The organism is Polymorphobacter sp. PAMC 29334 (genome assembly GCF_019431245.1).
Lineage (GTDB): Bacteria > Pseudomonadota > Alphaproteobacteria > Sphingomonadales > Sphingomonadaceae > Polymorphobacter_B > Polymorphobacter_B megasporae.
Window position 1 is genome coordinate 80,896 of record NZ_CP080242.1, and the last position, 23,410, is coordinate 104,305.

At 61.2% G+C, this 23,410-nt stretch carries 25 protein-coding genes; 19 read left to right on the forward strand and 6 right to left on the reverse strand.

Annotation, left to right across the window (positions count from 1 at the left end):
* Positions 1-254 precede the first annotated feature (254 nt).
* Positions 255-1,766 (forward strand): MDR family MFS transporter, encoded by a 1,512-nt coding sequence (locus KZX46_RS00395; protein WP_219774198.1) that lies wholly within the window; start codon positions 255-257, stop codon positions 1,764-1,766.
* Between the two features lie 128 nt (positions 1,767-1,894).
* On the opposite strand, the gene KZX46_RS00400 is transcribed toward KZX46_RS00395, so the two are convergent.
* The 3 genes from KZX46_RS00400 to KZX46_RS00410 all read right to left on the reverse strand — a co-directional run bounded on the left by KZX46_RS00400 (position 1,895) and on the right by KZX46_RS00410 (position 5,187).
* The gene (locus KZX46_RS00400; protein WP_219774020.1) at positions 1,895-2,122 is read right to left on the reverse strand and encodes a hypothetical protein; all 228 of its coding nucleotides are present in this window, start codon (positions 2,120-2,122) and stop codon (positions 1,895-1,897) included.
* Between the two features lie 240 nt (positions 2,123-2,362).
* On the reverse strand, positions 2,363-4,345 hold the full coding sequence (locus KZX46_RS00405; protein ID WP_219774021.1) for a potassium transporter Kup: 1,983 nt from the start codon (positions 4,343-4,345) through the stop codon (positions 2,363-2,365).
* A gap of 323 nt (positions 4,346-4,668) precedes the next feature.
* On the reverse strand, positions 4,669-5,187 hold the full coding sequence (locus KZX46_RS00410; RefSeq protein ID WP_219774022.1) for an RNA polymerase sigma factor: 519 nt from the start codon (positions 5,185-5,187) through the stop codon (positions 4,669-4,671).
* 309 nt (positions 5,188-5,496) lie between these two features.
* Here KZX46_RS00410 and KZX46_RS22585 point away from each other — a divergent pair, with 309 nt between their 5' ends.
* From KZX46_RS22585 to KZX46_RS00425, 4 genes are all read left to right on the forward strand, one after another.
* The gene (locus KZX46_RS22585; RefSeq protein WP_226895863.1) at positions 5,497-5,910 is read left to right on the forward strand and encodes a transposase; all 414 of its coding nucleotides are present in this window, start codon (positions 5,497-5,499) and stop codon (positions 5,908-5,910) included.
* A complete protein-coding gene (gene tnpB, locus KZX46_RS00415; RefSeq protein ID WP_226895864.1) occupies positions 5,907-6,263 on the forward strand; it encodes an IS66 family insertion sequence element accessory protein TnpB in 357 nt (118 codons plus the stop codon). Before KZX46_RS22585 ends, tnpB begins: the two co-directional genes overlap by 4 nt.
* 154 nt (positions 6,264-6,417) lie before the next feature.
* Positions 6,418-7,998, forward strand: a complete 1,581-nt coding sequence (locus KZX46_RS00420) for an IS66 family transposase (protein ID WP_370647443.1) — start codon at positions 6,418-6,420, stop codon at positions 7,996-7,998.
* 29 nt (positions 7,999-8,027) lie between these two features.
* Positions 8,028-8,621, forward strand: coding sequence for a UPF0149 family protein (locus KZX46_RS00425; RefSeq protein WP_219774025.1), 594 nt, complete (start codon positions 8,028-8,030; stop codon positions 8,619-8,621).
* A 288-nt stretch (positions 8,622-8,909) separates the two neighbouring features.
* Here the strand turns inward: KZX46_RS00425 and KZX46_RS00430 are convergent, their stop codons facing one another.
* Together KZX46_RS00430 and KZX46_RS00435 are read right to left on the reverse strand one after the other, a co-directional pair.
* Positions 8,910-9,914 carry an MBL fold metallo-hydrolase gene (locus KZX46_RS00430; RefSeq protein WP_219774026.1) on the reverse strand — a complete coding sequence of 335 codons (1,005 nt, stop codon included), beginning with the start codon at positions 9,912-9,914 and terminating at the stop codon, positions 8,910-8,912.
* A gap of 87 nt (positions 9,915-10,001) precedes the next feature.
* On the reverse strand, positions 10,002-10,823 hold the full coding sequence (locus tag KZX46_RS00435) for an alpha/beta fold hydrolase (RefSeq protein ID WP_219774027.1): 822 nt from the start codon (positions 10,821-10,823) through the stop codon (positions 10,002-10,004).
* Between the two features lie 368 nt (positions 10,824-11,191).
* Here KZX46_RS00435 and KZX46_RS00440 point away from each other — a divergent pair, with 368 nt between their 5' ends.
* From KZX46_RS00440 to KZX46_RS00470, 7 genes are all read left to right on the forward strand, one after another.
* Positions 11,192-11,548, forward strand: coding sequence for an SDR family NAD(P)-dependent oxidoreductase (locus tag KZX46_RS00440; RefSeq protein WP_219774028.1), 357 nt, complete (start codon positions 11,192-11,194; stop codon positions 11,546-11,548).
* A gap of 398 nt (positions 11,549-11,946) precedes the next feature.
* The gene (locus KZX46_RS00445) at positions 11,947-12,297 is read left to right on the forward strand and encodes an SH3-like domain-containing protein (protein WP_219774029.1); all 351 of its coding nucleotides are present in this window, start codon (positions 11,947-11,949) and stop codon (positions 12,295-12,297) included.
* Complete coding sequence (gene nthA, locus KZX46_RS00450) at positions 12,297-12,938, forward strand: nitrile hydratase subunit alpha (protein WP_219774030.1); 642 nt, start codon at positions 12,297-12,299, stop codon at positions 12,936-12,938. Before KZX46_RS00445 ends, nthA begins: the two co-directional genes overlap by 1 nt.
* Positions 12,935-13,276, forward strand: a complete 342-nt coding sequence (locus KZX46_RS00455; protein ID WP_219774031.1) for an SH3-like domain-containing protein — start codon at positions 12,935-12,937, stop codon at positions 13,274-13,276. Before nthA ends, KZX46_RS00455 begins: the two co-directional genes overlap by 4 nt.
* A gap of 11 nt (positions 13,277-13,287) precedes the next feature.
* The gene (locus KZX46_RS00460; protein WP_219774032.1) at positions 13,288-13,680 is read left to right on the forward strand and encodes a DUF302 domain-containing protein; all 393 of its coding nucleotides are present in this window, start codon (positions 13,288-13,290) and stop codon (positions 13,678-13,680) included.
* A 29-nt stretch (positions 13,681-13,709) separates the two neighbouring features.
* Complete coding sequence (locus KZX46_RS00465) at positions 13,710-14,696, forward strand: HoxN/HupN/NixA family nickel/cobalt transporter (RefSeq protein WP_226895865.1); 987 nt, start codon at positions 13,710-13,712, stop codon at positions 14,694-14,696.
* A complete protein-coding gene (locus KZX46_RS00470; RefSeq protein ID WP_219774034.1) occupies positions 14,693-15,124 on the forward strand; it encodes a hypothetical protein in 432 nt (143 codons plus the stop codon). Before KZX46_RS00465 ends, KZX46_RS00470 begins: the two co-directional genes overlap by 4 nt.
* 329 nt (positions 15,125-15,453) lie before the next feature.
* Here KZX46_RS00470 and KZX46_RS00475 read toward each other — a convergent pair whose 3' ends face one another.
* The gene (locus KZX46_RS00475) at positions 15,454-16,035 is read right to left on the reverse strand and encodes a chlorite dismutase family protein (protein WP_219774035.1); all 582 of its coding nucleotides are present in this window, start codon (positions 16,033-16,035) and stop codon (positions 15,454-15,456) included.
* An 828-nt stretch (positions 16,036-16,863) separates the two neighbouring features.
* Between KZX46_RS00475 and KZX46_RS00480 the strand changes: the two genes are divergently transcribed.
* The 7 genes from KZX46_RS00480 (at position 16,864) to KZX46_RS00510 (ending at position 23,409) form a co-directional block, all read left to right on the forward strand.
* Positions 16,864-18,084 (forward strand): molybdopterin-dependent oxidoreductase, encoded by a 1,221-nt coding sequence (locus tag KZX46_RS00480; RefSeq protein ID WP_219774036.1) that lies wholly within the window; start codon positions 16,864-16,866, stop codon positions 18,082-18,084.
* 10 nt (positions 18,085-18,094) lie between these two features.
* Positions 18,095-18,574 carry a hypothetical protein gene (locus KZX46_RS00485; RefSeq protein ID WP_219774037.1) on the forward strand — a complete coding sequence of 160 codons (480 nt, stop codon included), beginning with the start codon at positions 18,095-18,097 and terminating at the stop codon, positions 18,572-18,574.
* An 86-nt stretch (positions 18,575-18,660) separates the two neighbouring features.
* On the forward strand, positions 18,661-20,136 hold the full coding sequence (locus KZX46_RS00490) for a carbohydrate porin (protein WP_219774038.1): 1,476 nt from the start codon (positions 18,661-18,663) through the stop codon (positions 20,134-20,136).
* A gap of 246 nt (positions 20,137-20,382) precedes the next feature.
* A complete protein-coding gene (locus KZX46_RS00495; protein WP_219774039.1) occupies positions 20,383-20,625 on the forward strand; it encodes a hypothetical protein in 243 nt (80 codons plus the stop codon).
* 146 nt (positions 20,626-20,771) lie between these two features.
* Complete coding sequence (locus tag KZX46_RS00500; protein ID WP_226895866.1) at positions 20,772-21,317, forward strand: MarR family winged helix-turn-helix transcriptional regulator; 546 nt, start codon at positions 20,772-20,774, stop codon at positions 21,315-21,317.
* An 83-nt stretch (positions 21,318-21,400) separates the two neighbouring features.
* Entirely contained in the window at positions 21,401-22,447 is a 1,047-nt protein-coding gene (locus KZX46_RS00505) for an LLM class flavin-dependent oxidoreductase (protein ID WP_226895867.1), read from the forward strand.
* Positions 22,444-23,409: a hypothetical protein gene (locus tag KZX46_RS00510; protein ID WP_219774040.1), complete on the forward strand. Its 966-nt coding sequence runs from the start codon at positions 22,444-22,446 to the stop codon at positions 23,407-23,409. The genes KZX46_RS00505 and KZX46_RS00510 overlap by 4 nt, the downstream gene beginning before the upstream one ends.
* Position 23,410: the final 1 nt, after the last annotated feature.

The following is a 23,410-nucleotide window of genomic DNA, read 5'->3' on the forward strand; positions in this document are numbered from 1 at the left end:
ATTTCCGTGCAAGAAAAGCAGTTATTTCGTTGCGGCCCTTCTGAAACTCGCCGCTCTTTCGCGAAGCGGAGTTTTTTGTACCGCCACCCACCCCCGGCACACCACACCTCACAAGATCTCGCTCCTTGCCGCACGGGCCCGGACGTACAATCGGCCGCCGAGGGCCACGACTGCGGATGGCCAACCCTCAGATTGCTGGAGATGGTTATGATTGTGGAGCGACCTATCCGATTGCATCGCAAACCGGCTGGCGAATGGACGCCGGCGCCGTGACCGAAGCGCTTATATCAATCACCGCACCGCGATCGCGCTGCGTCCCTGCCAACCGCGCGCTTGTCATGGTCGCCGTGCTTGCGGCAATGTTTATGGTATCGATCGAGACGACGATCGTCGCCACCGCCGTGCCGCAGATCGTGGCCGACCTTGGCGGGCTACATCTCTACAGTTGGATTTTCGTTTCATTCCTGCTGACCCAGACTTCTGCGACAGTGGTGTTCGGCAAGTTGGCAGATGTCTACGGACGCAAGCCGGTCATGCTTGCGGGAATCGGCATCTTCCTCGTCGGATCTATACTTTGCGGATTTGCTTGGTCGATGACGGCAATGATTGCCTTCCGCCTGATTCAGGGCATAGGCGCCGGAGCCGTCCAGCCCATCGCACTGACAATCGTTGGGGACCTGTTCCCAGGTCGCGAGCGCGGCCGGGTTCAAGGCTATCTGGCAAGCGTTTGGGCGATATCGGCCGTTTCCGGCCCGATCATCGGCGCATTGATCGTCCGGGAGACATCCTGGGCGTGGATCTTCTGGATCAACGTCCCTCTTGGGCTGGCGAGCGCTCTTGGCTTCGTCCTATTCCTTAAAGGATCGACCGAGGTCCGCAGCAAACCGATCGACGTCATTGGGGCGATGCTGTTTACGATGGTCACCGCTACGCTCATGGTCGGTTTGACCGCCTTGTCGATGCCGCAGGCGACACCCCTTCTGATAATCGGCACAGTGCTCGCGGTTGGCGTGATTCTGTTCATCCGCCAGGAACGGCGTGCGCTCGATCCCGTGTTGTCGTTCCAGCTCTGGAGTAGCCGCGCGATCGCGACGACGAACGGGGTCGCAGTTCTGGGCAGTATGGCGCTGATGGGGATTACGTCTTTCCTCCCGATCTACATCCAGGGGGTGCTACGTCGCACGCCGGTCGAGGCGGGATTGGCGCTGACAATGACGATGGTGGGCTGGCCGTTGGGCGCGACGATCGCGGCGCGGTCTTTTCCGCGCTTCGGCCTGCGGCAAGTACTGACATTGGGCGCATCCTTTGTGCCGGTGGGCGCAGGCATCTTCGTCCTGCTTTCCCCGAGTAGTTCGCCGATTGTCGCGGGTGCGGGATCGTTCGTGATGGGCATCGGCATGGGTCTGATCAGCGTCAGCTCGCTCGTCCTCGTTCAGGAGGTTGCCGAGGGGAACGAGCGGGGGAGCGCAACGGCGTCGGTTATGTTCTCCCGGAATCTCGGCAGCGCACTTGGTGCGGCAAGTCTCGGCACGGTTTTGAACTACAACCTGCGTTCCTACGGCGACCGATCAATCCGCTTTGGCGAGCTCGAGACGGCTTTCGGTGGCGTCGGAAGCCACGTCCTTGATCCCCGGCTGAGTGAAGCGCTTCAGTATGCGCTCCACGCGACCTTTCTGGCCGTATTCATCATTTCCGTGGCGATCGTCTTGCTGGCTTTGCTCGTACCGGATGTCGCAATGCGCTCGAAGCCGTCACCTGCAGCGTGATGTGGTTCACACCGATGTGACCGACGTCCGGTCGGCTGCACATTAGGTCCGCCCATGCCCGCTCTAGGCAAGGCCGTCTACACGCCGATAACCATGACCGATCTGCACTGTACCGGAGTGCGGCTTGATCACCGAAAGGCAACTTCAATTTCGAGTGGCTGCGCCGCCTGAAGTTCGGAGACCAGCCGTGGATGACGGCGCGCTATACGCAGCTGTTGGCCGCCAGACGCGCCCGGCAGTTCCAGCTGCTTCTGGATGCCAAAATCGCAGCCCGTTACTATCTGCCACATCGGGTAGCCGTGCGCTAGTCGGATCGACTCCTCGTTCTGAAGGTAGGCGATGAACGCTTCCGACATGACGTTATTGCCCCCCGCCAACATCCAGGTCGAGCCGCTCTGTCGTCCGACCAAGTCGGCGAGATAGGCAAGCGGACCGCCTGTCCGTTCGTTAGTTCCCACTAGGCCGTGCGTCCACTGCACGGTGCCATCGGGTCGGGTTCGGGCGGAAGGTCGCCCGACCCGCCTGCCGTTCTTGCACGACTCGGCGCGCACGGGCGGATACAAGGGCGGTCCCCACTACGCGCGCGCCGCGCTGCGTCAGATCTCGATCTGGCTACCCAATTCGACGACGCGATTGGTCGGCAGCTTGAAGAACTCCATCGCGCTTTCCGAATTCGACAGCATCCACGCGAAGACCTTCTCGCGCCAGATCGCCATGCCAGGGCGGTCGCTGGTGAGCAGGGTCTGCCGCGCGAGGAAGAAACTCGTGTCCATCATCTTGATCTTGGGGCCGCAATTCTCGACGATCTTGAGCGTCGCCGGGATGTCGATCTCCTGCATGAAGCCGAAGCGCATGATCATCCGGTAGAAGTTCGAGCCTAATGGGCGGACCTCCATCCGGTCCTCGTCGTCGACGAAGGGCACCTCGTCGATCACCACCGTCAGGATCAGGACGCGGTCGTGGAGCACCTTGTTGTGCTTGAGGTTGTGGAGCAACGCATGCGGCACGCCCTCGGGCGAACTCGTCATGAATACCGCCGTCCCCTGGACGCGGGTCGCGGCGGTCGCGGCCGACTTGATGAACACCTCGATCGGCATCGCGCTTTCGCGCAGGCGGAGCATCATCAGGTGACGTCCGCGCGCCCATGTCGTCAGCAGCGTGAAGGCGAGCGCGCCGACGAGCAGCGGGAACCAGCCGCCGTCGGGGATCTTTGTCAGGTTCGACGCGAAATACGCTCCGTCGATGATCAGCAGCAGCCCGAGAAGCGGCAGGGCATACCAGCGCGGCCATTTCCAGATCGTCAGCACGAGCACCGCGATCATCATCGTCGTGATCAGCATCGTGCCGGTTACCGCGATGCCATACGCCGCGGCGAGATTGTTCGAGGTGCGGAAGCCGAGGACGAGCAGCACGACGAGGATCAACAGCGTCCAGTTGATCATCGGGATGTAGATCTGTCCCGCCGACGACGCGCTGGTATGGATGATCTTGAGCCGCGGCAGGAAGCCGAGCTGGACCGCCTGCTGTGCGACGGAGAAGGCGCCCGAGATCACGGCTTGGCTGGCGATCACCGTCGCGGCGGTGGCGAGGATGACGAGCGGCAGGCGTGCCCATTCGGGCGCCATCAGGTAGAACGGGTTCTGCGCCGTATCGGGGTCGCCGAGCATCATCGCGCCTTGCCCGAGATAGCTGAGCATCAGCGCCGGCAGGACGAGGTACAGCCACGCCACCGAGATCGGCTTGCGCCCGAAATGGCCCATGTCGGCGTAGAGCGCCTCGGCCCCGGTCACCGCGAGGACGATCGAGCCGAGCGCGAGGAAGCCGAGCATCGGATCGCGCGCGAAGAACAGGACGGCGTAGTGCGGCGACAAGGCGAGGAGGATCGACGGGTTCGCCACCAGCTGGGTCACCCCGAGTCCGGCAATGACGACGAGGTAAACGAGCATTACCGGTCCGAACAGTGCGCCGACCTTCGCCGTGCCGCGCGACTGGAACAGGAACAGCCCAATCAGGATGCCGATCGAAATCGGCAGGACCACGGGGGACAGGCCGGTCTGGACGACGATCAGTCCCTCGACCGCCGACAGCACCGAGATCGCCGGGGTGATGATCGCATCGCCGAAGAACAGCGCCGTCGCCATGACACCGAGCATGACGAGATAACCACTTGGCCCCGCGCCCGGCGACAGCCGCGAGATCAGCGCGAGAAGCGCCATCGACCCGCCTTCGCCTCGGTTGTCGGCGCGCATGACGATGAGGACGTACTTCAAGGTGACGACCATGAAGAAAGTCCAGAAAATCAGCGAAACGACGCCGAAGATGTGGAGGTGATCGACGTTGAGCGGATGGTGCCCGACGAACACCTCCTTCATCGCGTACAGCGGGCTCGTCGCGATATCGCCGAAGACGACGCCGATCGCGCCAGCGGCGAGCTTGGTGAAACTGTCGGCCCCTAGGTGGCTGGCGTTGGGCGATCCGGCTAGTGCCACACCGGGATTCGCGTCGACGGTTGGCCCAGTAGCGGCCGCTCCGGTAACGGTCGGCCCGGCGGCGGTCCCGGCGTCGGCAGTCGCGCTCATCGAACGGGAATCACGTGGCGCTGAGGGAGGGGCCAATCCCGGTCCTTTCGGGCTTGGCAGCATGACACGTTGGCCAGACCGCATATGCCTTTGGTGGTACGGACGGCGCTCCGAAGGTGGGCTCCGAACGAGCGAGGGCGATCGCCGTGCCGACAAGACCTGCGCGACCCAGCCTGGCGGCGCGTGATGACATCGGAGAGATGTACGGCATCGAGCAACTCTTTCAGTCTGGAGAACGCAGCGCGCAGGTATATCCTCATTGCGCACTGTTGGATCGGCTCCGGCGATAGCGACGATACCGCTGTCGTTGCGCAAAAGCGTCGTTAAGCGGTCGTCGTCCAGAAGCCCTGGATGTGCTCACATCTCACGTCAGTCATATATTTTGCTAGGCGAACCATAAGCTTTTCGACCGCGCTTACAGACATTTGGAATTGCGAGGCTATGTCGCGATAAGAGCAGTTTTCGAGCCTCCTTAATAAGAAGATAGATCGCGATCTTTCCGGTAACTCTTGCAGCGCCATTTCTGCTAGCACGATTTGTTGCCTTGCTTCTGCAATACGCAACGGGTTATGTTCGTCAACTCCGTGGTTATCGGCATCAAATTCGTCGTGGAACGCTGCGCCATGCGCCACATCCCGGCGTAGCTGGTCAAAAAGCACATTCGCAGCCGTGCGGAACACGTATGCTCGAAGATTTTCAATGTCGTCGGTTGTTTCACAACTTAGTAGACGGAGCATCACCTGCTGAACAAGGTCGTCTACATCCGCCTGATTTGACCACCGTCTCTCAAAATAGCGGTGGAGGATCGGAATGTAGGTTGAAATCTCGTCTGCTCTATTCATTGCATTCGTCCCACAATGCGCTGCTAAGTCGAGACATTGGCGAGCAAAGGGCTAAAGCGCGAATTTTATGAGGTGAGATCTTGTTAGCTGTTGCCTCGGTTCTGATCAGTGTTTCACAAGCTCCCGTCAATTTCGACGTCGCGCCTGTGCTCGTTATCGAACCACGTCACGCCAAGTTCAGCATCTTTAGAACGCCGCAATGGTTCTAATGAGCATATCCGGCTGTGCAGGTAAGCGCCGAACGATCCCCACATTGTTGACACTGCTGTAATCGACGATTTTCGCCGGCCTGTTGGAGGGCTTGCGCGGATGGACGACAACGACTGCACGTACGAGGCTCGTAAGAGTGCTCACGGCGATCAGCCGGCTGTGGTGATCCAGTCTGAGCGGCGCCGGCGCTGGTCCGACGAGGCCAAGCTGCGGATCGTCCAGGAGACGCTGGTGCTCGGCACGATCACCTCGCTGGTGGCGCGGCGACACGGGATCGGCACGGGGCAGTTGTACACCTGGCGCAAGCAGATGCTGGCGGGCGCGATGACGGGTTTCATGCCGGTCGAGCTATGCGCGCCAGCATTATCCGTACCCGAGGAGCGCCCGCCTGCGCCGCGGACTGGACTGGTCGAGATCGTCATGCCATCGGGCGCGCGGGTAACGATCGAGCCCGAGATCGAGCGTGCGGCCTTGAAGAAGGTGCTCGGCGTCATTTCCGAGCTCGGCCGGTGAGCCTGAGTTTCCCGCCGTCGACCAAGATCTATCTGTCGCTGACGCCGTGCGACATGCGCAAGGGTTTTGACGGCTTGGCGGCACAGGTCAGCCAGATCCTCCGGCTTGATCCGTTCTCAGGCACGATTTTCCTGTTTCGCAGCAAGCGCGCCGATCGTTTGAAGGCACTGGTCTGGGATGGAAGCGGCTTATGCCTCTATGCCAAGCGCCTCGAGCATGGGCGTTTCGTGTGGCCCCGCGCCAGCGAAGGAGCGTTGCGGCTGTCGCCGGCGCAACTGGCGATGTTGATCGAGGGGCTCGACTGGAAGCGGGCGATTGTCCATTCCGAGCCGGTTGTCCCGACGCTCGTCTAAGCCGATAACAGCATGCCATAAAACAGTGGTTTGGCGTTGTTTTTAATCGGCTTTTCAATGTTTTCGATGGCCGTACGATCGCTCGATCGGCTAGTGCTTGTACATGCGGTTTGACCTTGGTCACTTGCCCCGTGACCCCATTCTTCTCCAGCGCATGGTTCGCGACGCGGTCGAGACGATCGACCGGACGACGGCGGATCTAACCAAGAGTGCTGCTCTGGCCAAGCTGCAGACATTGCGCATCGCCAAGCTCGAACATGAAGTTGCCCGGCTACGGCGCAGCCAGTTCGGTCGCAGCTCGGAGCAACACGCAGCAGACCAGCTGCGCCTGCTCTTCGATGAGGCCATGACGAGTGACACTGTGACGGGCGCGCCAGCCAATGACGACACGCCGGGCGAGGACGCGGTGCCCGCGATCCGCCGCGGCGGACGCGCGCCACTGCCGGCCCATCTGCCGCGCCGCGAGATCGAACACCTGCCCGCTGCCGGCGGCGACCGCTGCGACCGCCCGGGCTGCCACGGAGCCCAGGTCCGGATCGGCGAGGACATCACCGAAGTTCTCGATTATATCCCCGCACGGTTCGAGGTCATCCGCCACATCCGGCCCCGGCTTGCCTGCCGGGCCTGCGAGCGCATCATGCAAGCGCCGGTGCCGCCATTGCCGATCCCCAAGGCACGGGCGACCAGCGCTTTGCTCGCTCATCTGTTGGTCAGCCGCTTCGCCGATCACCTGCCTTGGTATCGCCAGTCGGCGATCCTGCGCCGCGCCGGCGTCGCGATCGACCGCGACCTGATGGGCAACTGGGCCGGCAAGATCGCCTGGCTGATGGTGCCACTCGTCGACCGGATGATGGCCCATGTGCTGGCGGCGGGTAAGATCCATGGTGACGATACACCTGTGACCTTACTGACCCCGGGCGCAGCCGGCGAAGCCGGCACCCGCACCGCCCACTTCTGGGTTTACCTGTGCGACGATCGCAGTTCGGGAGACGGTGCCCCACCGGCGGTGGTCTACAGGTTCAGCGCCGATCGCCGCGGCGCGCATCCCGCCGCGCATCTGCAGGATTATGCCGGATATTTTCAAGCCGATGCGTTCGCCGGCTACAACGCGCTCTACCGCGATCGGGCCACTGGCGCCGCGCGCGGCATCGTCGAGGTCGGCTGCTGGAGCCACGTTCGCCGCAAGTTCAACGACGTGCTGGTGACCAGCAAGGGGTGCTCGGCGATCGCGGCTGAAGCCATCACCCGCATCGGCGCGCTGTTCGCCATTGAACGCCGCATCAAAGGCTCGCCGCCCGATGTGCGACGAACCCTGCGCCAGACCGAGGCGATCCCCAGGCTTGCGGCGCTGCGCCTCTGGCTCGAGGTGCAGTCACGTGGACTTGCACCCAAGAGCGACCTCGCGCTCGCCTGCAACTATGCGCTATCCCGCTGGGCTGTGATGGTCCGCTACTGCGACGACGGTCGGCTCGAGATCAGCAACAACCTGGTCGAGAACGCCCTGCGCGGTGTTTCGCTAGGACGCAAGAACTGGCTGTTTGTCGGCTCCGCCAAGGGCGGCGAGGATGCCGCCATCTTCTATTCGCTGGTCGAGACCTGTCGCTTGAACGGCATCGATCCGCAGGCCTGGCTCACCGACATTATCGAGCGGATCGGCGAGCATCCGATTAATCGGATCGACGAGTTGCTGCCATGGGTCTGGGCGAAGACCCACGGCCTCAAGATCGCTGCATGACCCGGCGACCATCCGCCAAGGGTGCGGCCATGACCCTCGACGAACTCGATTCCTGGCTGTCGAGCGACGAAGCGCCCGAAGACTCCATGATGCTCAGCGATCTCGACGGATTCCTGACCGCCCTCGTCGCCGGGCCGGCATTCATCCATCCCGAGATTTGGCTGCCCAGCGTCTGGGGCAACAAGCACCTCGTCCAGCCCGCCGGCCGGGACGGCGAGCGCGCATTGCAGGCGATCGTGGCCCGCGACAACGCGATCTCCACCATGCTGGGGAACACACCAGACGACTGGGCGCCGATCTTCTGGCAGCACCCCGACGGCACCGCCATCCCCGGCGATTGGGCCGAGGGCTTCCTCGAAGCCATCAAGCTCTCGATCAAGGCCTGGGCGCCGTTCCTCGCCGACCACGACACCGCCAGGCACTTGTCGATGATCCTGGTCTATTGCGGCGACGCCAACGGCGATGATCTGATCCCCATCGAGCCCGCGATCCGCGAGCAAATCCTCGGCACCGCCTGCGCGCTCATTCCAGAAAGCGTGATCGCGATCCGAACCGCCTGCATGCCGGTACGGGTCGCACAGGCAAAAGCTGAAGCAGCGCCACAACGCCAAAACCGACGCTAACCCGCAAACGTCAATGCTGCAGTCGGCGTGGGGTTCGATCGGCGCTTACCTGTGCAGAGCATTGCAGGCGGAGCAGCACAGCAGCCTTGCGCGCTGTTCCTGTGGCCAATCGTCTTGATTAGAATTGGAATCTTCCGCTCGGTATTGTGCACTTAGCACCACGTCTGTACCGGCAGCGAACACAACGAACCGGACGTAGACCTTTTAAGGCAATTGCGGTCCGGTGTCGCCTCTGCTCCGTCGGCTGTTTCTCCCAATCAGACGGAGTTGGCACTGGCTTCCGATTGACTACCTGTTCGGCTTCGGCTTCGGCATAGCGACGCCACGATAGACAAGGGCAGTGAACAGCTCTCCGTCGATCACGGATTGACCCCATACTGCGTCGAGCGACGCGGTAGGACGTGCACGCTGGACATCCTTGAGGGACATCCCTCGTGCCTTGAGTTTGGCTACCTTGGCGCGAACATTCACCAGCATGTCGCGAAAGGCGACTAACGACTTGTAGTTGCCGACCGGGCCGTGGCCGGGGATGATAACGCTGGTTTGCCGGGCCAAGCGGAGGTTCTCGTTGGCCGCATCAACCGCTCCATCGATGCTGCCCCCGGTAACGTAGTCGATAAACGGATAGACCCCGTTCCAGAAAGTATCACCTGTTTGGAGGATGTCGGCTCTTTTGAAATACACTGAGAGGTCGCCGTCCGTGTGTCCGGCGCCGTAGTGACGGATCAAAGCCGTCTCGGTCCCGAACGGCAATGACCGGTCGCCTGCCACGGCCTCGTTGGGCAGACTCTCTGCCGAAATCGGGGTGAAGGTGTGACCCCACTCGACGATGCGATTGGTTTCCCGGAGCCGCTGAATCGCCCTTGGGTCTGCGATAAGCGTGGCCCCTGCACGTCGGACCCAAGCATCGCCGTCACTGTGGTCCCAATGCCAATGCGTGAGGATGACGGTCTTGAGCGGCGCAGGGCCAAGGTCCTGCAGCGCCGCTTTGATCCTCGCCTCCGAAACGGCGATGCCGGCGTCTACCATAAGCACGCCCCCCGGCTGCTCGAGCACGCCGATGTTGCCGCCCGATCCCTCCAGCATCGAAACGCCACCACGCAGCTGGTGGACGGTGATTGGTGAGCTCTCAGCAGCCTTGTTAATTAGGTCATATGGGGTCAACTTGCCCCCGCCCCACGCGGGAGCCGTTATCAAAGCAATAGCGATCAGCGTTATTGAGGCGAGGCCCGCGTAGCGGCTTTGCGCGGAGGGCTTGGTACCGGTACAGCGGGTGACCAATGAACGGTGCATGGGATCTCCTTTCGGGCGCGCACTCGCCTGGAGCGGCCACCCGACTGCAAAACACGAAGGCGTTTCAGCGCGGACGAAGTACGGGCGTCAGCTGCGGGCGAACGTCAGAAGATCGTTATTGAACTGGTCGCGATGCGTTACCATCAGACCGTGAGGTGCACCAGGATAGACCTTCAGGGTTGCGCCTTTGACCTGCTGCACGGATAGGCGACCGGCGGCATCGATTGGCACGATCTGATCGTCATCGCCGTGGATGATCAGGGTCGGCACATCGAGCCTCTTGAGGTCCTCGGTAAAGTCCTGCTCGGAAAACTGCTTGATACAGTCGTAGGCACCTTTAAGGCCGGCGCTCATGGACTGCTCCCAGAAAGCGTCGCGGATACCCTCCGAGATTTTGGCACCAGGACGGTTGTAGCCGTAGAAGGGCATGCTTAGGTCGTGGTAATATTGAGACCGGTCAGCAGCGACGCCGGCACGGATCTCGTCGAAGGCCTCGCGCGGGGTGCCGTGCGGGTTGGTGCTCGATTTTAGCATCACGGGCGGGATTGCGCCCAAGAGCATTGCCTTGCTGACCCGGCTGGTGCCGTGCCGACCGATATAGCGAGCCACCTCGCCCCCGCCGGTCGAATGGCCGATGTGCATCACGTCTTTTAGGTCGAGCGCTTGGACCAGCGCCGCCAGATCGTCGGCATAGGTGTCCATATCGTTGCCATCCCAAGTCTGGCTGGAGCGCCCGTGGCCGCGACGGTCGTGTGCGATGCAGCGGAAGCCCTGCGAGGCGAGGGTGAACATCTGGTCCTCCCACGCGTCAGCGTTGAGCGGCCAGCCGTGCGAGAACATGACCACCGGGCCAGTGCCCCAATCCCGGTAAAAGATTGAGGCTCCGTCCTTGATCTTGACTGTGCTCATGGAGTGTCCCTTCTCGTCGGCCTCGTCATGAGGTCTCGTCAAATTAGACGCAGCGTGTCAGGCAATCCTCATGCACTGAGGCACCTGGATTAAAATAGTTTACAAACGGCGGCGCAGTGACTTGGTGCTTGTCCTTGTTCAGGACATCAAGAAAGGGCGGCTTGCCTGCCCCGAACGCCCATCGCCATCGTGCCCAACAAGCTTGCTCCTGATGTCGAACGTTTCGGCTGAGGCTTGGGGCTGGTGCTTTGCTCTGTAAGCAGGAGGTTATCTCCAACAAACAAGTCCTTCGGTATCGTAGGAGGTCGTCTTCCGTTGACGGCGAGCATTCCATTTAATTTGCGACAAGAGGTAGTTGTGAATGAAGATTGTTCAACGCACCGCGTCGTCAGTATGAGACCCGGTGCGCCGCTCCTTGGGATCGTGCTTCAGCCAAGAAGGAGCAGATCGCGATGAGCTTAAGCGGCAGGGTGGCGTTGGTAACCGGCGGCACATGGGAGATTGGGATTGCGACAGTATCGCATCTCGCCGCCAAAGGCGCACAGTTGATCATACCCAGACGACGCCAGCTCGAACTCGACGCCGCAATCGCTGAAATTTCCGGCGCAATGGGGATCCGGGCGGATGCCGGCCGGCTTGTGGATGTCGACAGGCTATTCGCAGCGATCATGGCTCGTTACGGCCAGCTCAGCGTGTTGATATTAACGCTTGCGGCAGCGCGCTGATGCCGCCCGGCGATGTAACCGGGCAGCACGTTGATGAGACATTTAGTTGCAGTGTCAGAAGCGTGCTGCTTACCATGCAGAAGGCCAATCAGGCTGACTACGCTCAAGGTCGATCGTCTATTCAAGCTGTTCACAAGCCTGCGCGCGCCACATAGCACGAATTACGACGCCTCGACGCAGCTGCAGCAAACGCGCCCCCGGTGCCTTCTTCGAACAGCACCTGCGGTAGGATGTTCAGCACATAAATGCCGGTTCGCGTGAGGTTTTGCTCGGCGGATGCGTCTTCCTAATCGAAGCTCAAAATGCATGTCGTGATGGTCTCGCATCCGCACGAAGTGACGCGAATAATCTAGCCCGCTACCGGGCAGTGGTTGTTGAGGATAGCTGAGGAGTTGATCGTGGAAAAAGCGAAGAGCCCATCCTCGCGGTACGCATCTGGCGTTGTGTTTGCGCTGGGAGAGCAGCCGGTGTTCGCTGTCGGTGACCGGGTTCGCATTGGGACGCGCTCGCCGATAGGCCATTACCGGGTGCCGACCTATCTGCGCGGCAAAACCGGCGTTGTCACCGCGATCATTACGCCGGTGGCGGTGGACAACGAGGAGGAGGGCTTCGGCCACGATGCCGGCATGAAGCGGCATTACTACCGCCTTGCCCTGATTATGTCGGAAGTCTGGAGCCATTACAGCTTCTCGTCTCGCGACAGCCTTCACGTCGAAGTCTTTGAGAATTGGCTAGAAAGGGTGGTTTGATGTCTGCGCACGATCACGGTTTCGACCATGCTCACGACGAGCAAGATGAGGCGCCGGGCTATTACGACGTCATGGAGACGGCGGTAAGGGAGCTGCTCATCGAAAACGGCCTGATCCGCCCGGAAGAAATCCGGCGGCAGCTCGAGGTGCTAGATTCGCGCTCCGAAGCACTCGGTGCGCAGGTCGTCGCTCGTGCCTGGTCCGACCCGGAGTTCAAGCAACGGCTTCTCCAAAACGGTCGTAAGGCCTGCGAGGAGTTCGGCATCAGTTCGTATGATGAGACCGAGCTGATAGTGCTCGAGAATACCGACCACGTTCATAACCTGATCGTTTGTACGCTTTGTTCCTGTTATCCGAGGCCGATTCTTGGGCTCCCGCCCGATTGGTACAAACAGAAACCATACCGCGCTCGCGCGGTCTATGAACCACGCAAGGTCCTCGCCGAATTCGGGACTATAATTCCTGACGAGGTGGAGATCAGGGTCAGTGACTCTACTGCTATTGTGCGTTTCCTTGTTCTCCCGCAGCGCCCTGTGGGGACCGAGGGTTTCACCGAGGCGCAGCTCGCGACGCTTGTGACGCGTGACGCGATGATTGGGGTCGTCCCTGCGCGTGCCGCGCCCACGGGGGAACTAACATGACCGATACCGAGCATCTCATCAATCGCCTTCCGAACGATATTGGAGGACTGGCGGCCGATCCCGTCGACACATCCGATCATGAACTACTGCCATGGGAAAAACGCTGTCACGCGCTTGCGGACGTGCTCGATTATAACAAAATTATTAGCACCGAAGCGAAGCGGCGCGGCGTTGAGTCTCTCGGCGCCACCGCCGTCGGAAGCCTCACGTACTACGAACGTTGGATTGTAGCTTTTGCCAATATCCTTTTTCAGCAACAGATTCTGACGCCGTCCGAGCTTGCCCGGAAGATGGATGAAGTCAGGGCCCGTCATGCCACCATGTATCCGCTGCCATGACGCCCGCGGGAATGGTTATTCGTCGCTGCCATGACGAAGGCGCGGTGACGGCACAGCGGCTCCGCAAGTTTGTCGAGGCGCGCGGCCTAACTGTATTCGCCTGCATCGAGCATGACGCAGCGGCGCGTGAGGTCGACCTCCAGCTGCCTTTCACGCAGGTCCTGATTTTCGGCAGTCCACGCACCGGTACGCCACTTATGCGGGCGGTGCCCACTGTCGCACTCGACCTTCCCCTTCGTGTACTTGTTTGGGAGGATGCGACGGGCGACACGTGGCTCGGTTACGATGATCCGAACTGGGTGGCGGCCCGGCACTCGATGCTCCCGGCGGCCTCGAAGGCGATCGAGGGTATGCGGGCGCTTCTAGCCTTGGCAAGCGACGCGGCAGCTGGCGCTAGCGGGTGATGCACTTGCCTTTCGGAGACGATGTCCGCATGCGCGCTATTGGCCTGCTTGCGGCTGTTGGACTTTTCAATATTCTCGCCTGGATCGCGGCTGCGACGATTTTTCGAGGTCAACCGGCGACGCTCGGTGTGGCCATTCTCATCTATACACTCGGTCTACGGCATGCGATCGACGCCGACCATATCGCGGCGATCGACAACGTTACCCGCAAGCTGCTCCAGGCCGGCGAGCGACCTGTCGCCGTTGGCTTCTTCTTTGCCCTCGGCCACTCAGCCGTCGTAACGATCGTCGCGGCTGCAGTCGGATACGCCGCCACAATTCTAATCAGTCTCCAATCGGTGCAGGGTGTTGCCGGGGGGATCAGCACGGCAGCTTCAGCACTGTTCCTGTTGGCAATCGCCTTCATAAATATCGCAATCTTCCGGTCGGTGTGGCACACTTATCGTCACGTCCGCGCCGGCGGTTCGTTCGATGAAGCGGATCTCGATCTATTGCTGGGTGGTCGCGGACTCATGTCGCGTCTGCTCCGTCCTTTGTTTCGCCTGATCACGAAAAGCTGGCACATGTTGCCGCTTGGATTCCTGTTCGGCCTTGGCTTCGACACTGCGACCGAAGTTACGATGTTCAGTCTATCCGCGTCGCAGGCCGCACACGGCACGACTTTTATAGCGCTGCTCCTTCTTCCAGCGCTCTTTGCCGCGGGCATGTCGCTTATCGATACCCTAGACGGCGTCGTTATGCTCGGCGCATACGAATGGGCAGTACTGCAGCCAATCAGGCGCCTGAAATATAATCTCGTAATCACGCTCGTTTCTGCCGCACTTGCTCTTGTCACCGGCGGAATCGAGCTCATAGGCTTTTGCTGCGAGCACCTCGGCCTGTCAGGGAACCTGTGGCTGAGAGTGGCCGCGTTGAAGGAAAGCTTCAACAGCCTGGGCATGGCAGTCGTCGCCGTCTTCCTTCTGGCTTGGGGAATGTCTTACCTTTGGTCGAAGCATGTCAGGATCGCGCGATGATGGTGCCGGGTGACGCCACTGAGCTCATAGCGGATGGCAGCACCCCGCGAGGTTTAACCGACAGCCGTCCAGCCGCGACGATCGACACCGGGACTCTAGGCGACGTCAGCGCGGACCGCGGCCATGTTACCTCCGCCGGGCAGGCGGCTAAGCAGGGCGCTGCTTACTTACGCTTCCGCCGCCTGCTTATCTATCTCTTTATCGCCAGTATCGTGATGGTGGCAGCTGCTCTGCTCTACTTGCGCAGCTATGGGCCAATGACAACGACGCTTGTCGTTACCGTCGTGTTTGGGGTCTTTGTCTCGATCCTGCTTGGCGGGGGGCTGATGGCTGCAGGGTTTTATAGCTCGGACAGTGGCACCGACGACGTTGTCGCTTCTGCCACGCGCCAGACCCGAAGAAATGGCGGGGATGACTCTGTAGTCTAACAGAAAGAATTACTATCTCTGGAAAATCCGGAAACGTATCATTCTGTTAACGCGAGACTGGCCACAAGCAGGAGCCGCAAGGCGCTTAAGGCCGGGCATCGTGGGTTTCGGGGCAAGCCCGGGGGCTGCCGACGTTCGGCGCTACGGACTACAGTGTCGTTGCAGAAGGCCGGATCACAGCAGCCTACTTATTCTTCGACACGACACCCTCTTGATTGTAATCAAAGAAATTCGAAAACGGCAGGCTTCGACGTTCATCGCGATTGACTCGCGGCCACACGAATTGGTTCCGTGCGCACTGCGGTCGTACGACGGCACGGCGCGTTGGCCTAACTCTGCAAGCGGATATCGATCTCGCGGTCGATGTAGCTCCATTCCTCGGTCCGACGCAGTTCACCCAGCATATCATCGAATTTATCTGCGTCGCTCGGCGCAAAATCGAGATGACCGATGAAATCGAACGGAGTTGTTTCGCCCAGATCTCGGCAGTGCAGCAACCTGCGGGCGACGGCGGGAAGGAACCGCATGCCGATCGCGATATGGTGCGACTTCTCCTCCAGGATTCCCCGACGTTCGTCTTGCGTCAATGCCCACCATTCATCGGACTTTCTGAGAAAAATGAGCGCTGATCGCGTCGAGGTTGACCGATCCATCTTGGCCTGAAGCTCTACTAACTGCGTCTTCTCGGAGCGGGTGGTGTAGCGATCGTTGGATGCGACACCGGCGAAAGTCCAGCTCCCGGCCATCGCGGCTAAACGTACAACACCCGGCCTAACGTCGACCCGCTGTACAAACTCTATCGGTTCACCAGAAACAGTCTGATGATTGATCACTGTTAGTGAACCAGCGTCGCCCCCGATGTAGGTAAATCCTCGAGCGTTGCCCCACTGAAAATTAACGAGCTCGGTCATTTGATCGATCCTTATTGCCTCTATCGACGGTGAGCAGATCGCGAAGACGCCCATACCGTTGCCCTACGCTACCGCTGCCAATATCGATCGCGGTGGCGGCCTTAGAAACCGAGTTCTCTACAACCAGGTTTCGCAGCCTGAATTGTGGGCGGACGACCCGGGGGGGAGGTCGCCCGCCCTTTGCCCCGGCCTTAGCTGCTGCTGCCGGGGGAGGACAGATCAGCTGATGTCGGCTGGAGCAAGCAGGGCCATTTTGCGCCCTATTCATTGAGACGCAGTTGGGAGACGAATCCTCACCTGGTCTGGCAAAAAGAGGTGGTAGGATGACTTCTCGCAGCGGCCTGCAGCTCATTTTTTTGATTGTATCTTTTCCTGTGTTGCCTTGAACGTGGACCGGGGCCTCGAACATCGGGGGCTTGCCAGGCGCGATCATGAGATATCGCCGCGTCGCCGTCGTATGGGGTCGGACCAATTGGTGGCTCGGCCCGGCGGCTGTTAACACGATAAGATGCTAGAGCATCGCTTGTCCCGGACGACGATCAACTTTCCATAGTCCTAGGCATAGAAGAACGCGGGACGCTGCATTTCCCTCATCAAGGGTTGAATTACGGCAAATCTCTGGTTCCCAGTGAGGATTGGCGGACACCCTACGTCTTAATAATGAGAATCCCTCTTCGGTGTCTTCGGCAGCGTGTTGGTCGCCGCCTTGGTCGCGACGGGAGGCCTCGTTGCTACCAACACCCCGCTCGTCGGCTGGAGAGGCAATCTGTTCGTCTCGCCCTGCACGCCGGCGTCAACTGATACTCCATCCACAATCAAGAGCAGATGATGACGGACCTGACACTTGCCTCAAGCCGGCGCCGCTTCTTGACGCAAGCGGGGCTAACCGGTGCCGCAGTTCTCGCGGTCCCGGGCTACGCTCAGAAACTCGCCGATCTCGCCTTCGTGAACGGCAAACGCTCGCTCGACTCGAGCTTCCCGCAAAAGGGCGAGATGATCTTGCAGCGCGCCCGGCCTCCACTGCTGGAGACGCCGATGGAAGTCGTCGACCAAGGCATCTTCACGCCGAACGACCGCTTCTTCGTCCGCTGGCACTGGGCCAACATCCCGACCTCGGTGGACGTCGACGCCTTCCGCCTCACCGTCCACGGCAATGTCGCCAGGCCATTGTCGATCCCGATCGCCGACCTCTTGCGAATGCCGCGCGTTGAGCTCGCTGCCGTCAATCAATGCTCGGGCAATTCACGTGGCTTATTCGAACCGCGCGTCGCCGGCGGCGAGTGGCGGCACGGCGCGATGGGCAATGCCAAATGGCTCGGCGTGCGCCTGCGCGACGTACTCGACCGTGCCGGGATCAAGCCCGGGTCGGTCGCGGTGCGATTCTCCGGGCTCGACCAAGCCGTCGTCGCCGATGCCCCCGACTTCGCGAAGTCACTGTCGCTCGACCATGCGCGCGATGGCGAGGTGATGATCGCCTTCGCGATGAACGGCGAGCAGCTTCCGATGCTGAACGGATTCCCGCTGCGCCTGATCGTGCCAGGCTGGTACTCAACCTACTGGGTCAAGATGCTCAATGAGATCGACGTGCTGAGCCAGCCCGACGACGGCTACTGGATGGCCAAGGCCTACAAGATTCCCGCTACGCCGTTCGCCAACGTCGCGCCGCGGCAGAAGGATTTTCCGACCGTGCCGATCAACCGGCTGATCCCGCGCGCCTGGATCACCAACCTGCCCGAGGACCGGGTGTTCGCTTTCGATCCGGCGCTGAAGGTCGGTGGTATCGCCATGGGCGGCGACACTGGAGTCGCGCAGGTGGACCTGTCGATCGATGGCGGTCGCAGCTGGTCGCCAGCGAAACTCGGGCCGGACGCGGGCAAGTATAGCTTCCGCCGCTTCGACGGCATCGTCAGGCCCGCTGCCAAGGGTCCGCTGACGGTGATGGCGCGCTGCACGAACAGTGCCGGCAAGACCCAGCCGATGGTCGCCAACTGGAACCCGGGTGGCTTCATGCGCGGGGTCGTCGAGACCACCCGCGTGACGATGGGCTGAGGATCAGGTCATGAGAATTCCCTCCTTCAACGAGCTGGCTTTCGGCGTCGTCGGCGCGACACTGCTGGTATTGCTCGGCATCGGTGGGCCCCAGCAGGTTGCCCCGCCTCCGCTGGTCGAGACCTCTCCGCCTCCCGGGCCATCGCAGGTTTCGGCTGGCGGAATGACACTGACGTCCACCAGCGTCGACTTCCCTGACGACAGCACGCCCTTTCCCGACGGTCCGCATGCCGCCGTATTTATCGCCAATTGTGCGTCGTGCCACTCTGCCAGCATGGCGTTCAGCCAGCCGCCGCTGTCGGCTGCACAGTGGATCGACGAAGTCGCCAAGATGCGCGACGTCTACAAGGCGCCGATCGCCGCGGCCGACGTTCCGGCGATCGTCGCATATCTGTCGGCGATGAGCGCGAAGCTGACGCTTGGAACGCCGACCCGTAACATTCAAAAAATTGAGCCTGCCGCTGGTCAGGCGTCGGGCGGAACCGGCTGAGCGCAACCATCCCTACAGACGCACAAGGCGTTTGCGTTGGAGTATCGCATCCAAAGGAAGATTGTTCTAAGTTTCTCGGAGCCGTTATGTCGAAGACTCATATCTCCGACCTTGTTGCCGAAACACTGCATTTATCAGGCGAGCTCGATGCGGGACGGCCGAAGCGGGTGACGACACGTTTTGCAGCGGCGATACCGGCCATCGTGCGCTCGCGGTTGGTGCCGCGTTCAGCGTGGCATCTCCAGATCCGATGCTGTCGAGCGGTTTTGGCGACATATCTCGTGGTCGCAGCCCCAGTAGTGCAAGCGCAAACCGACCAGGACGCTCCTTTAGAAAACCCCCAATATCGGGGTGAGAATGGCAGCAATCACCGGAAACCGATCGACGTTACCTTCAACTATTCGAGCGATCTTAATGCCGACGTCGCAGGGGGAGAATCGCGTGGATTAGTCTATCTCGGCCGCGCAAGTGTGTTGTTCGACGCGGATTTGGATCACCTGATCGGACTGCCCGGCGCCACCGCACACCTAAGCTTTTCCAACATTCACGGCATCGGCCTATCGGGACGTCATGTCAGCAACCTGCTGCTCGTCAGCGGGTTAGAAGCCGAGCCTGCAACTCGGCTGAACCAGCTGTGGTTCCAGATCGCGCCAACCTCAACGACTACTTTGCGAGTTGGCAAATTCACTGCTGCGCAGGAATTCATGGTGACCGAAACCGGCAATCTATTCGTCAACTCAACGTTCGGCTGGCCGGCCGGTTTCGCGACCGACTTGCCGAGCGGCGGCCCTTCGTACCCGATCTCTGATGCCGGCGTGCGGTTGGCTGCCAAGCCCGACGACCATACGACCTTGCGCATTGCGGTATTCGCGGGCGATCCCGCCGGTCCGGGCGGCGGCGATCCGCAGCAGCGCGAGAAGCAAGGCTTTAACACGTTTGGCTTGTCGGGCCGGCCATTCATAATCGGCCAGATCAGCCGTGACACAGGCGGCACGATGCCCGCGCTGACAGCAACGCTTGGCGGATGGGTACATTTCGACCGTTTCGCCGTTGTGAGTAATCCTTCCGTAGCGCCTGGGCCGGTGCTCCCACCATTCGGCCGGGGTGCTAATTATGCCGTTTATGGTCTAATTGATGGTCAGCTGTGGCAATCGACCACTGATGAGAAGCGATTGGTGAGCGGCTTTTTTCGGCTGTCCTGCAGCCCGTCGGACCGCAACGTGGTCGATCTGTACGCTGATGCAGGCATCACTCTATCCGACCCGTTCGCAGGGCGTGACAGTGATAAGCTAGGACTAGGCGTCGGCATTGCCCGCATTTCGCCCCGGCTTCGCTCGGCGGCTCAGACGCTGCTCGAGTCGAGCACGTCCGCGACCTATCCGGCTGCACTCGAGGCAGTAATCGAACTCAGCTATCAAGCTGCGCTGATCGGTAAGTTGCAGGTGCAGCCCAATCTACAATTCGTGATCCACCCCGCGTCGGAAGCGCTGTCAATCCAAAATCCGGGAGGGCGTTCACCAAATGCGTTGGTGCTCGGACTACGAGCGTCAGCTTCTTTCTAATGTTAGTTGCGATATAAAACTGGACATTATCGCCTCTGTGCATTGTTAGGAAGCAGATATGCGCTAACTTTATTTGGTTAAATCACGGCTTGATGGAGAGGCATGTAGCCATCGCTGTCGAGGGCTATAGCAGTGGTGCGACACGTACGTCACGCACGAGCGTTCGACGCGCTGCTCAAGCTACCCGCGCCGCGTGCACGCGCCCTCGCAATGCTCGCAGAAGCAAACTTCGAACCGCGCCAAATTTTGATCGTCCGTGCGCTGGTCGAAGATATGGACGAGGAAGACGCGATCGCGCTGCTCGATCTCGCCGACCGCCCCGAGCGTCAGACTATCGCCCGCGAGCTGATTGGCCGGCTGGAAAACGCCGCGGCTAGCCGCACGCCGGTCGACGGGGCCTACAACATGTTCGAACTCGACGCAGCGCCGCTGCCCAAGTTCCGCCGCTCGCGTCCACCACGCTCGACGGCGAAGCAGGGGTCTGAGTAGCAGCGGAACAGAAAACCTACACAAGGAGCCGCTTTTTAGGCGAGGGCGGAATGACGCTCTAGGCCAAATGGTAACGCCTGGTTAAAGGTGCTCGTTCGGTTTTCGGGTGACGAGACCGCGACAGCGGACGATCCGAGATCGATCTGATGAAAGGCCACAGTCTTATGCCGGACACTCCGGACCGGCTTGTAAGCGCGTGTCGCCACCGTCATGTGTTCGCAATGACGACGCAAACAATCGATAGCGGATCGACCCCAGATCGAAAGCTTGAGCTCGGTCGCACATATCTGCGCCTGCTTCGCCGCAATCTGCTGCGCATCGACCGACTGAGCAGTAGCCTGATCGAGCCCCATGGTCTGACCAACCAGCAGTTCCTGGCACTGCTCCTGATCCGCGACAACGAAGGACTAAGCCAAGCCGAGCTTACCGTTGAACTCGACTCTGATCAGAACACAATCTCAGCGATGGTCCGCAGGCTCGCAACGCGCGATCTGATCACGCGCGAGGCTCACCCTGGCGATCGTCGCGCTGTGCGGCTCGTCGTGACTGAAGCCGGCGCGGCGCTGGTCGCGGCGACACTCCCCGACGTCGACCGGCTGTCACTCAAGCTTTCAGCCCTCATGCCGGCAAAGCATGAGAAGGCGATCGTCAGTTGGCTCGAGAAGATCGCTAACCTGACCGACGTCGGCTGAGCACTTGTGTAATACGTACACGTAGTATAATGGTTTCCTCGTTCCGGTGCTGCGGACCCGCATAAGCGGCGTCGCTTCCGGGTTTGGGAGAGGCGGCCATGAAGATTTTCACCACCGGGAATCCGTTCGCACCTGGCATACCGACGCAGGCGGCGCTGAAAGTGCGCGCAGCCGAGTGGGAAGCGTCCGAAGCCATCGACATGGTGCTGATCGGCTACTCGGCGCTATGGCCGCAGAACATGGTCACCGCCTCGATGATCGCGGCCGTCACCGAGCGTTTGGGCCTGATCGTCGCGCATCGTCCCGGCGTCATGCATCCGGCTCACGCTGCGCGTGCGTTCGGCAGCCTCGACTTCCTGTCCGGCGGCAACCGTCTGGCACTCAACATCGTCAGCGGCTCGTCCGACAAGGACATCGCCCGCGAGGGTGACTATACGCCTAAGCCCGAGCGCTATGCACGGGCCACCGACTATGTCGAGTTCATGAAGAAGGCGTGGACCGGGAACGCACCGTTCGACTGGGATACGGCCTATGCCAAGGCCGAGGGTGTTCGTGTCCTCATGAAGCCGATGAGCGGGCACGTCCCAATCTACATGGGCGGGGAGAGCGACGAAGCCGTCGATTTCGGGGCGAAGCACGCCGACACCTACATGCTGTGGGGCGAGCCGATTGCCGGCACGGCGGAACGGATCGAGCGCGTCCGCCGCATCGCAAAGGACAAGTACGGACGCGAACTCGAGTTTTCGCTGTCGTTGCGCCTGTTTCTAGGCGACACCGACGAAGCCGCCTGGGCCGAGGCGCGCCGTGTCGAGCAGACGATCGTGGACGCCCAAGGCTCAAACCGCTTCCTGCGTTCGGCCGTGACCGATGCGTCGGTCGGCCGCGAGCGCCAACTGGCGACTACGCAGCAGGATACGCACGACGACGGCGTGTTCTGGACGGGGCTGGTTAAGCTCCTCGGGGGCTTCGCCAACTCGGCGGCGTTGGTTGGCACCCCCGATCGTGTATTTAAAGCGCTGCGCTGCTACCGCGATCTCGGCATCTCGGCGTTCCTGCTGACCACGGGCGAAGACGGTTTCTGGGACCCGTCGATTGAGGCGTTCGCTACCCGCGTGAAGCGTGAGCTGTGAGCCCGGTCCGTATTCGCGACATCGCTCCGCGTCTCGCATTCCAGGCCTTTCCGGCAACGACCGAACAGAAGGTTGAGCTGGTCGACCGGCTTACCGGCGCGGGCGTGCGCGCCGTCGAGGTGTCGTCGTTTGTCAATCCGAGGCTCGTGCCCGGGCTTGCCGATGCTGCGGAGGTGTTCGCTCGAGTCAAGCGGCCGGACGGCGTCAGCCTGGAGTGCTGTGTCGCTAACGAGCGCGGGTTGCGGCAGGCGATCGACGCCGGTGCCCATGCCGCGTGGTTCCTGCTGGCGGCGGACGAACAGTTCTCCCGTCTCAACACCGGGCGGTCGATCGACGAATCACTCGCTGAACTGGAGAGAATGCGCACGGTGGCCGATGGCTCGGGCATCACGCTCGGCACTTATTTGATCGCCACCTTCGGCGGCCCGGTCGGCACGCCGCGTGGGCCGGACGACGTCCACCCCGTCGCCGAGCGGCTGCTCAGCCTCGGCATCCGCGATTGGATCCTCGCCGATTCCTGCGGCTACGCGGCACCACCGCAGGTCGCAGAGATGCTGGATTGGGCAACCAGGCTGACGTCGCTTGAGCAGCTCCACCTACAAGTTCATGACAGTCGCGGCATGGGACTCGCCAATGTGGCGGAAGCAGCGCGGGTTGGCATGCGCAACATCGATACCGCTCTTGCTGGCTCAGGCGCGCACCCTGCGTCGCCCGGCGCGCTGGTAGGCGGGACTTGCACCGAAGATGCTGTGCAGATGCTCGAGCGGATGGGCATCGATACCGGCATCAATCTGCCTGCATTGATCGATGCCGCGAACTGGCTCGACGGCGTGCTCGGCGGCGCCGGGCTAGGGTTCGTGCGGCGGTCGGGCGCGGTTCCGCGCAGCAGTGGCGACATTGCGCGGCAGGCCCAAGGCGGCCGCTTCGACTGGGCTGCCACCCCATCAGCCGGGGAGATTTGAC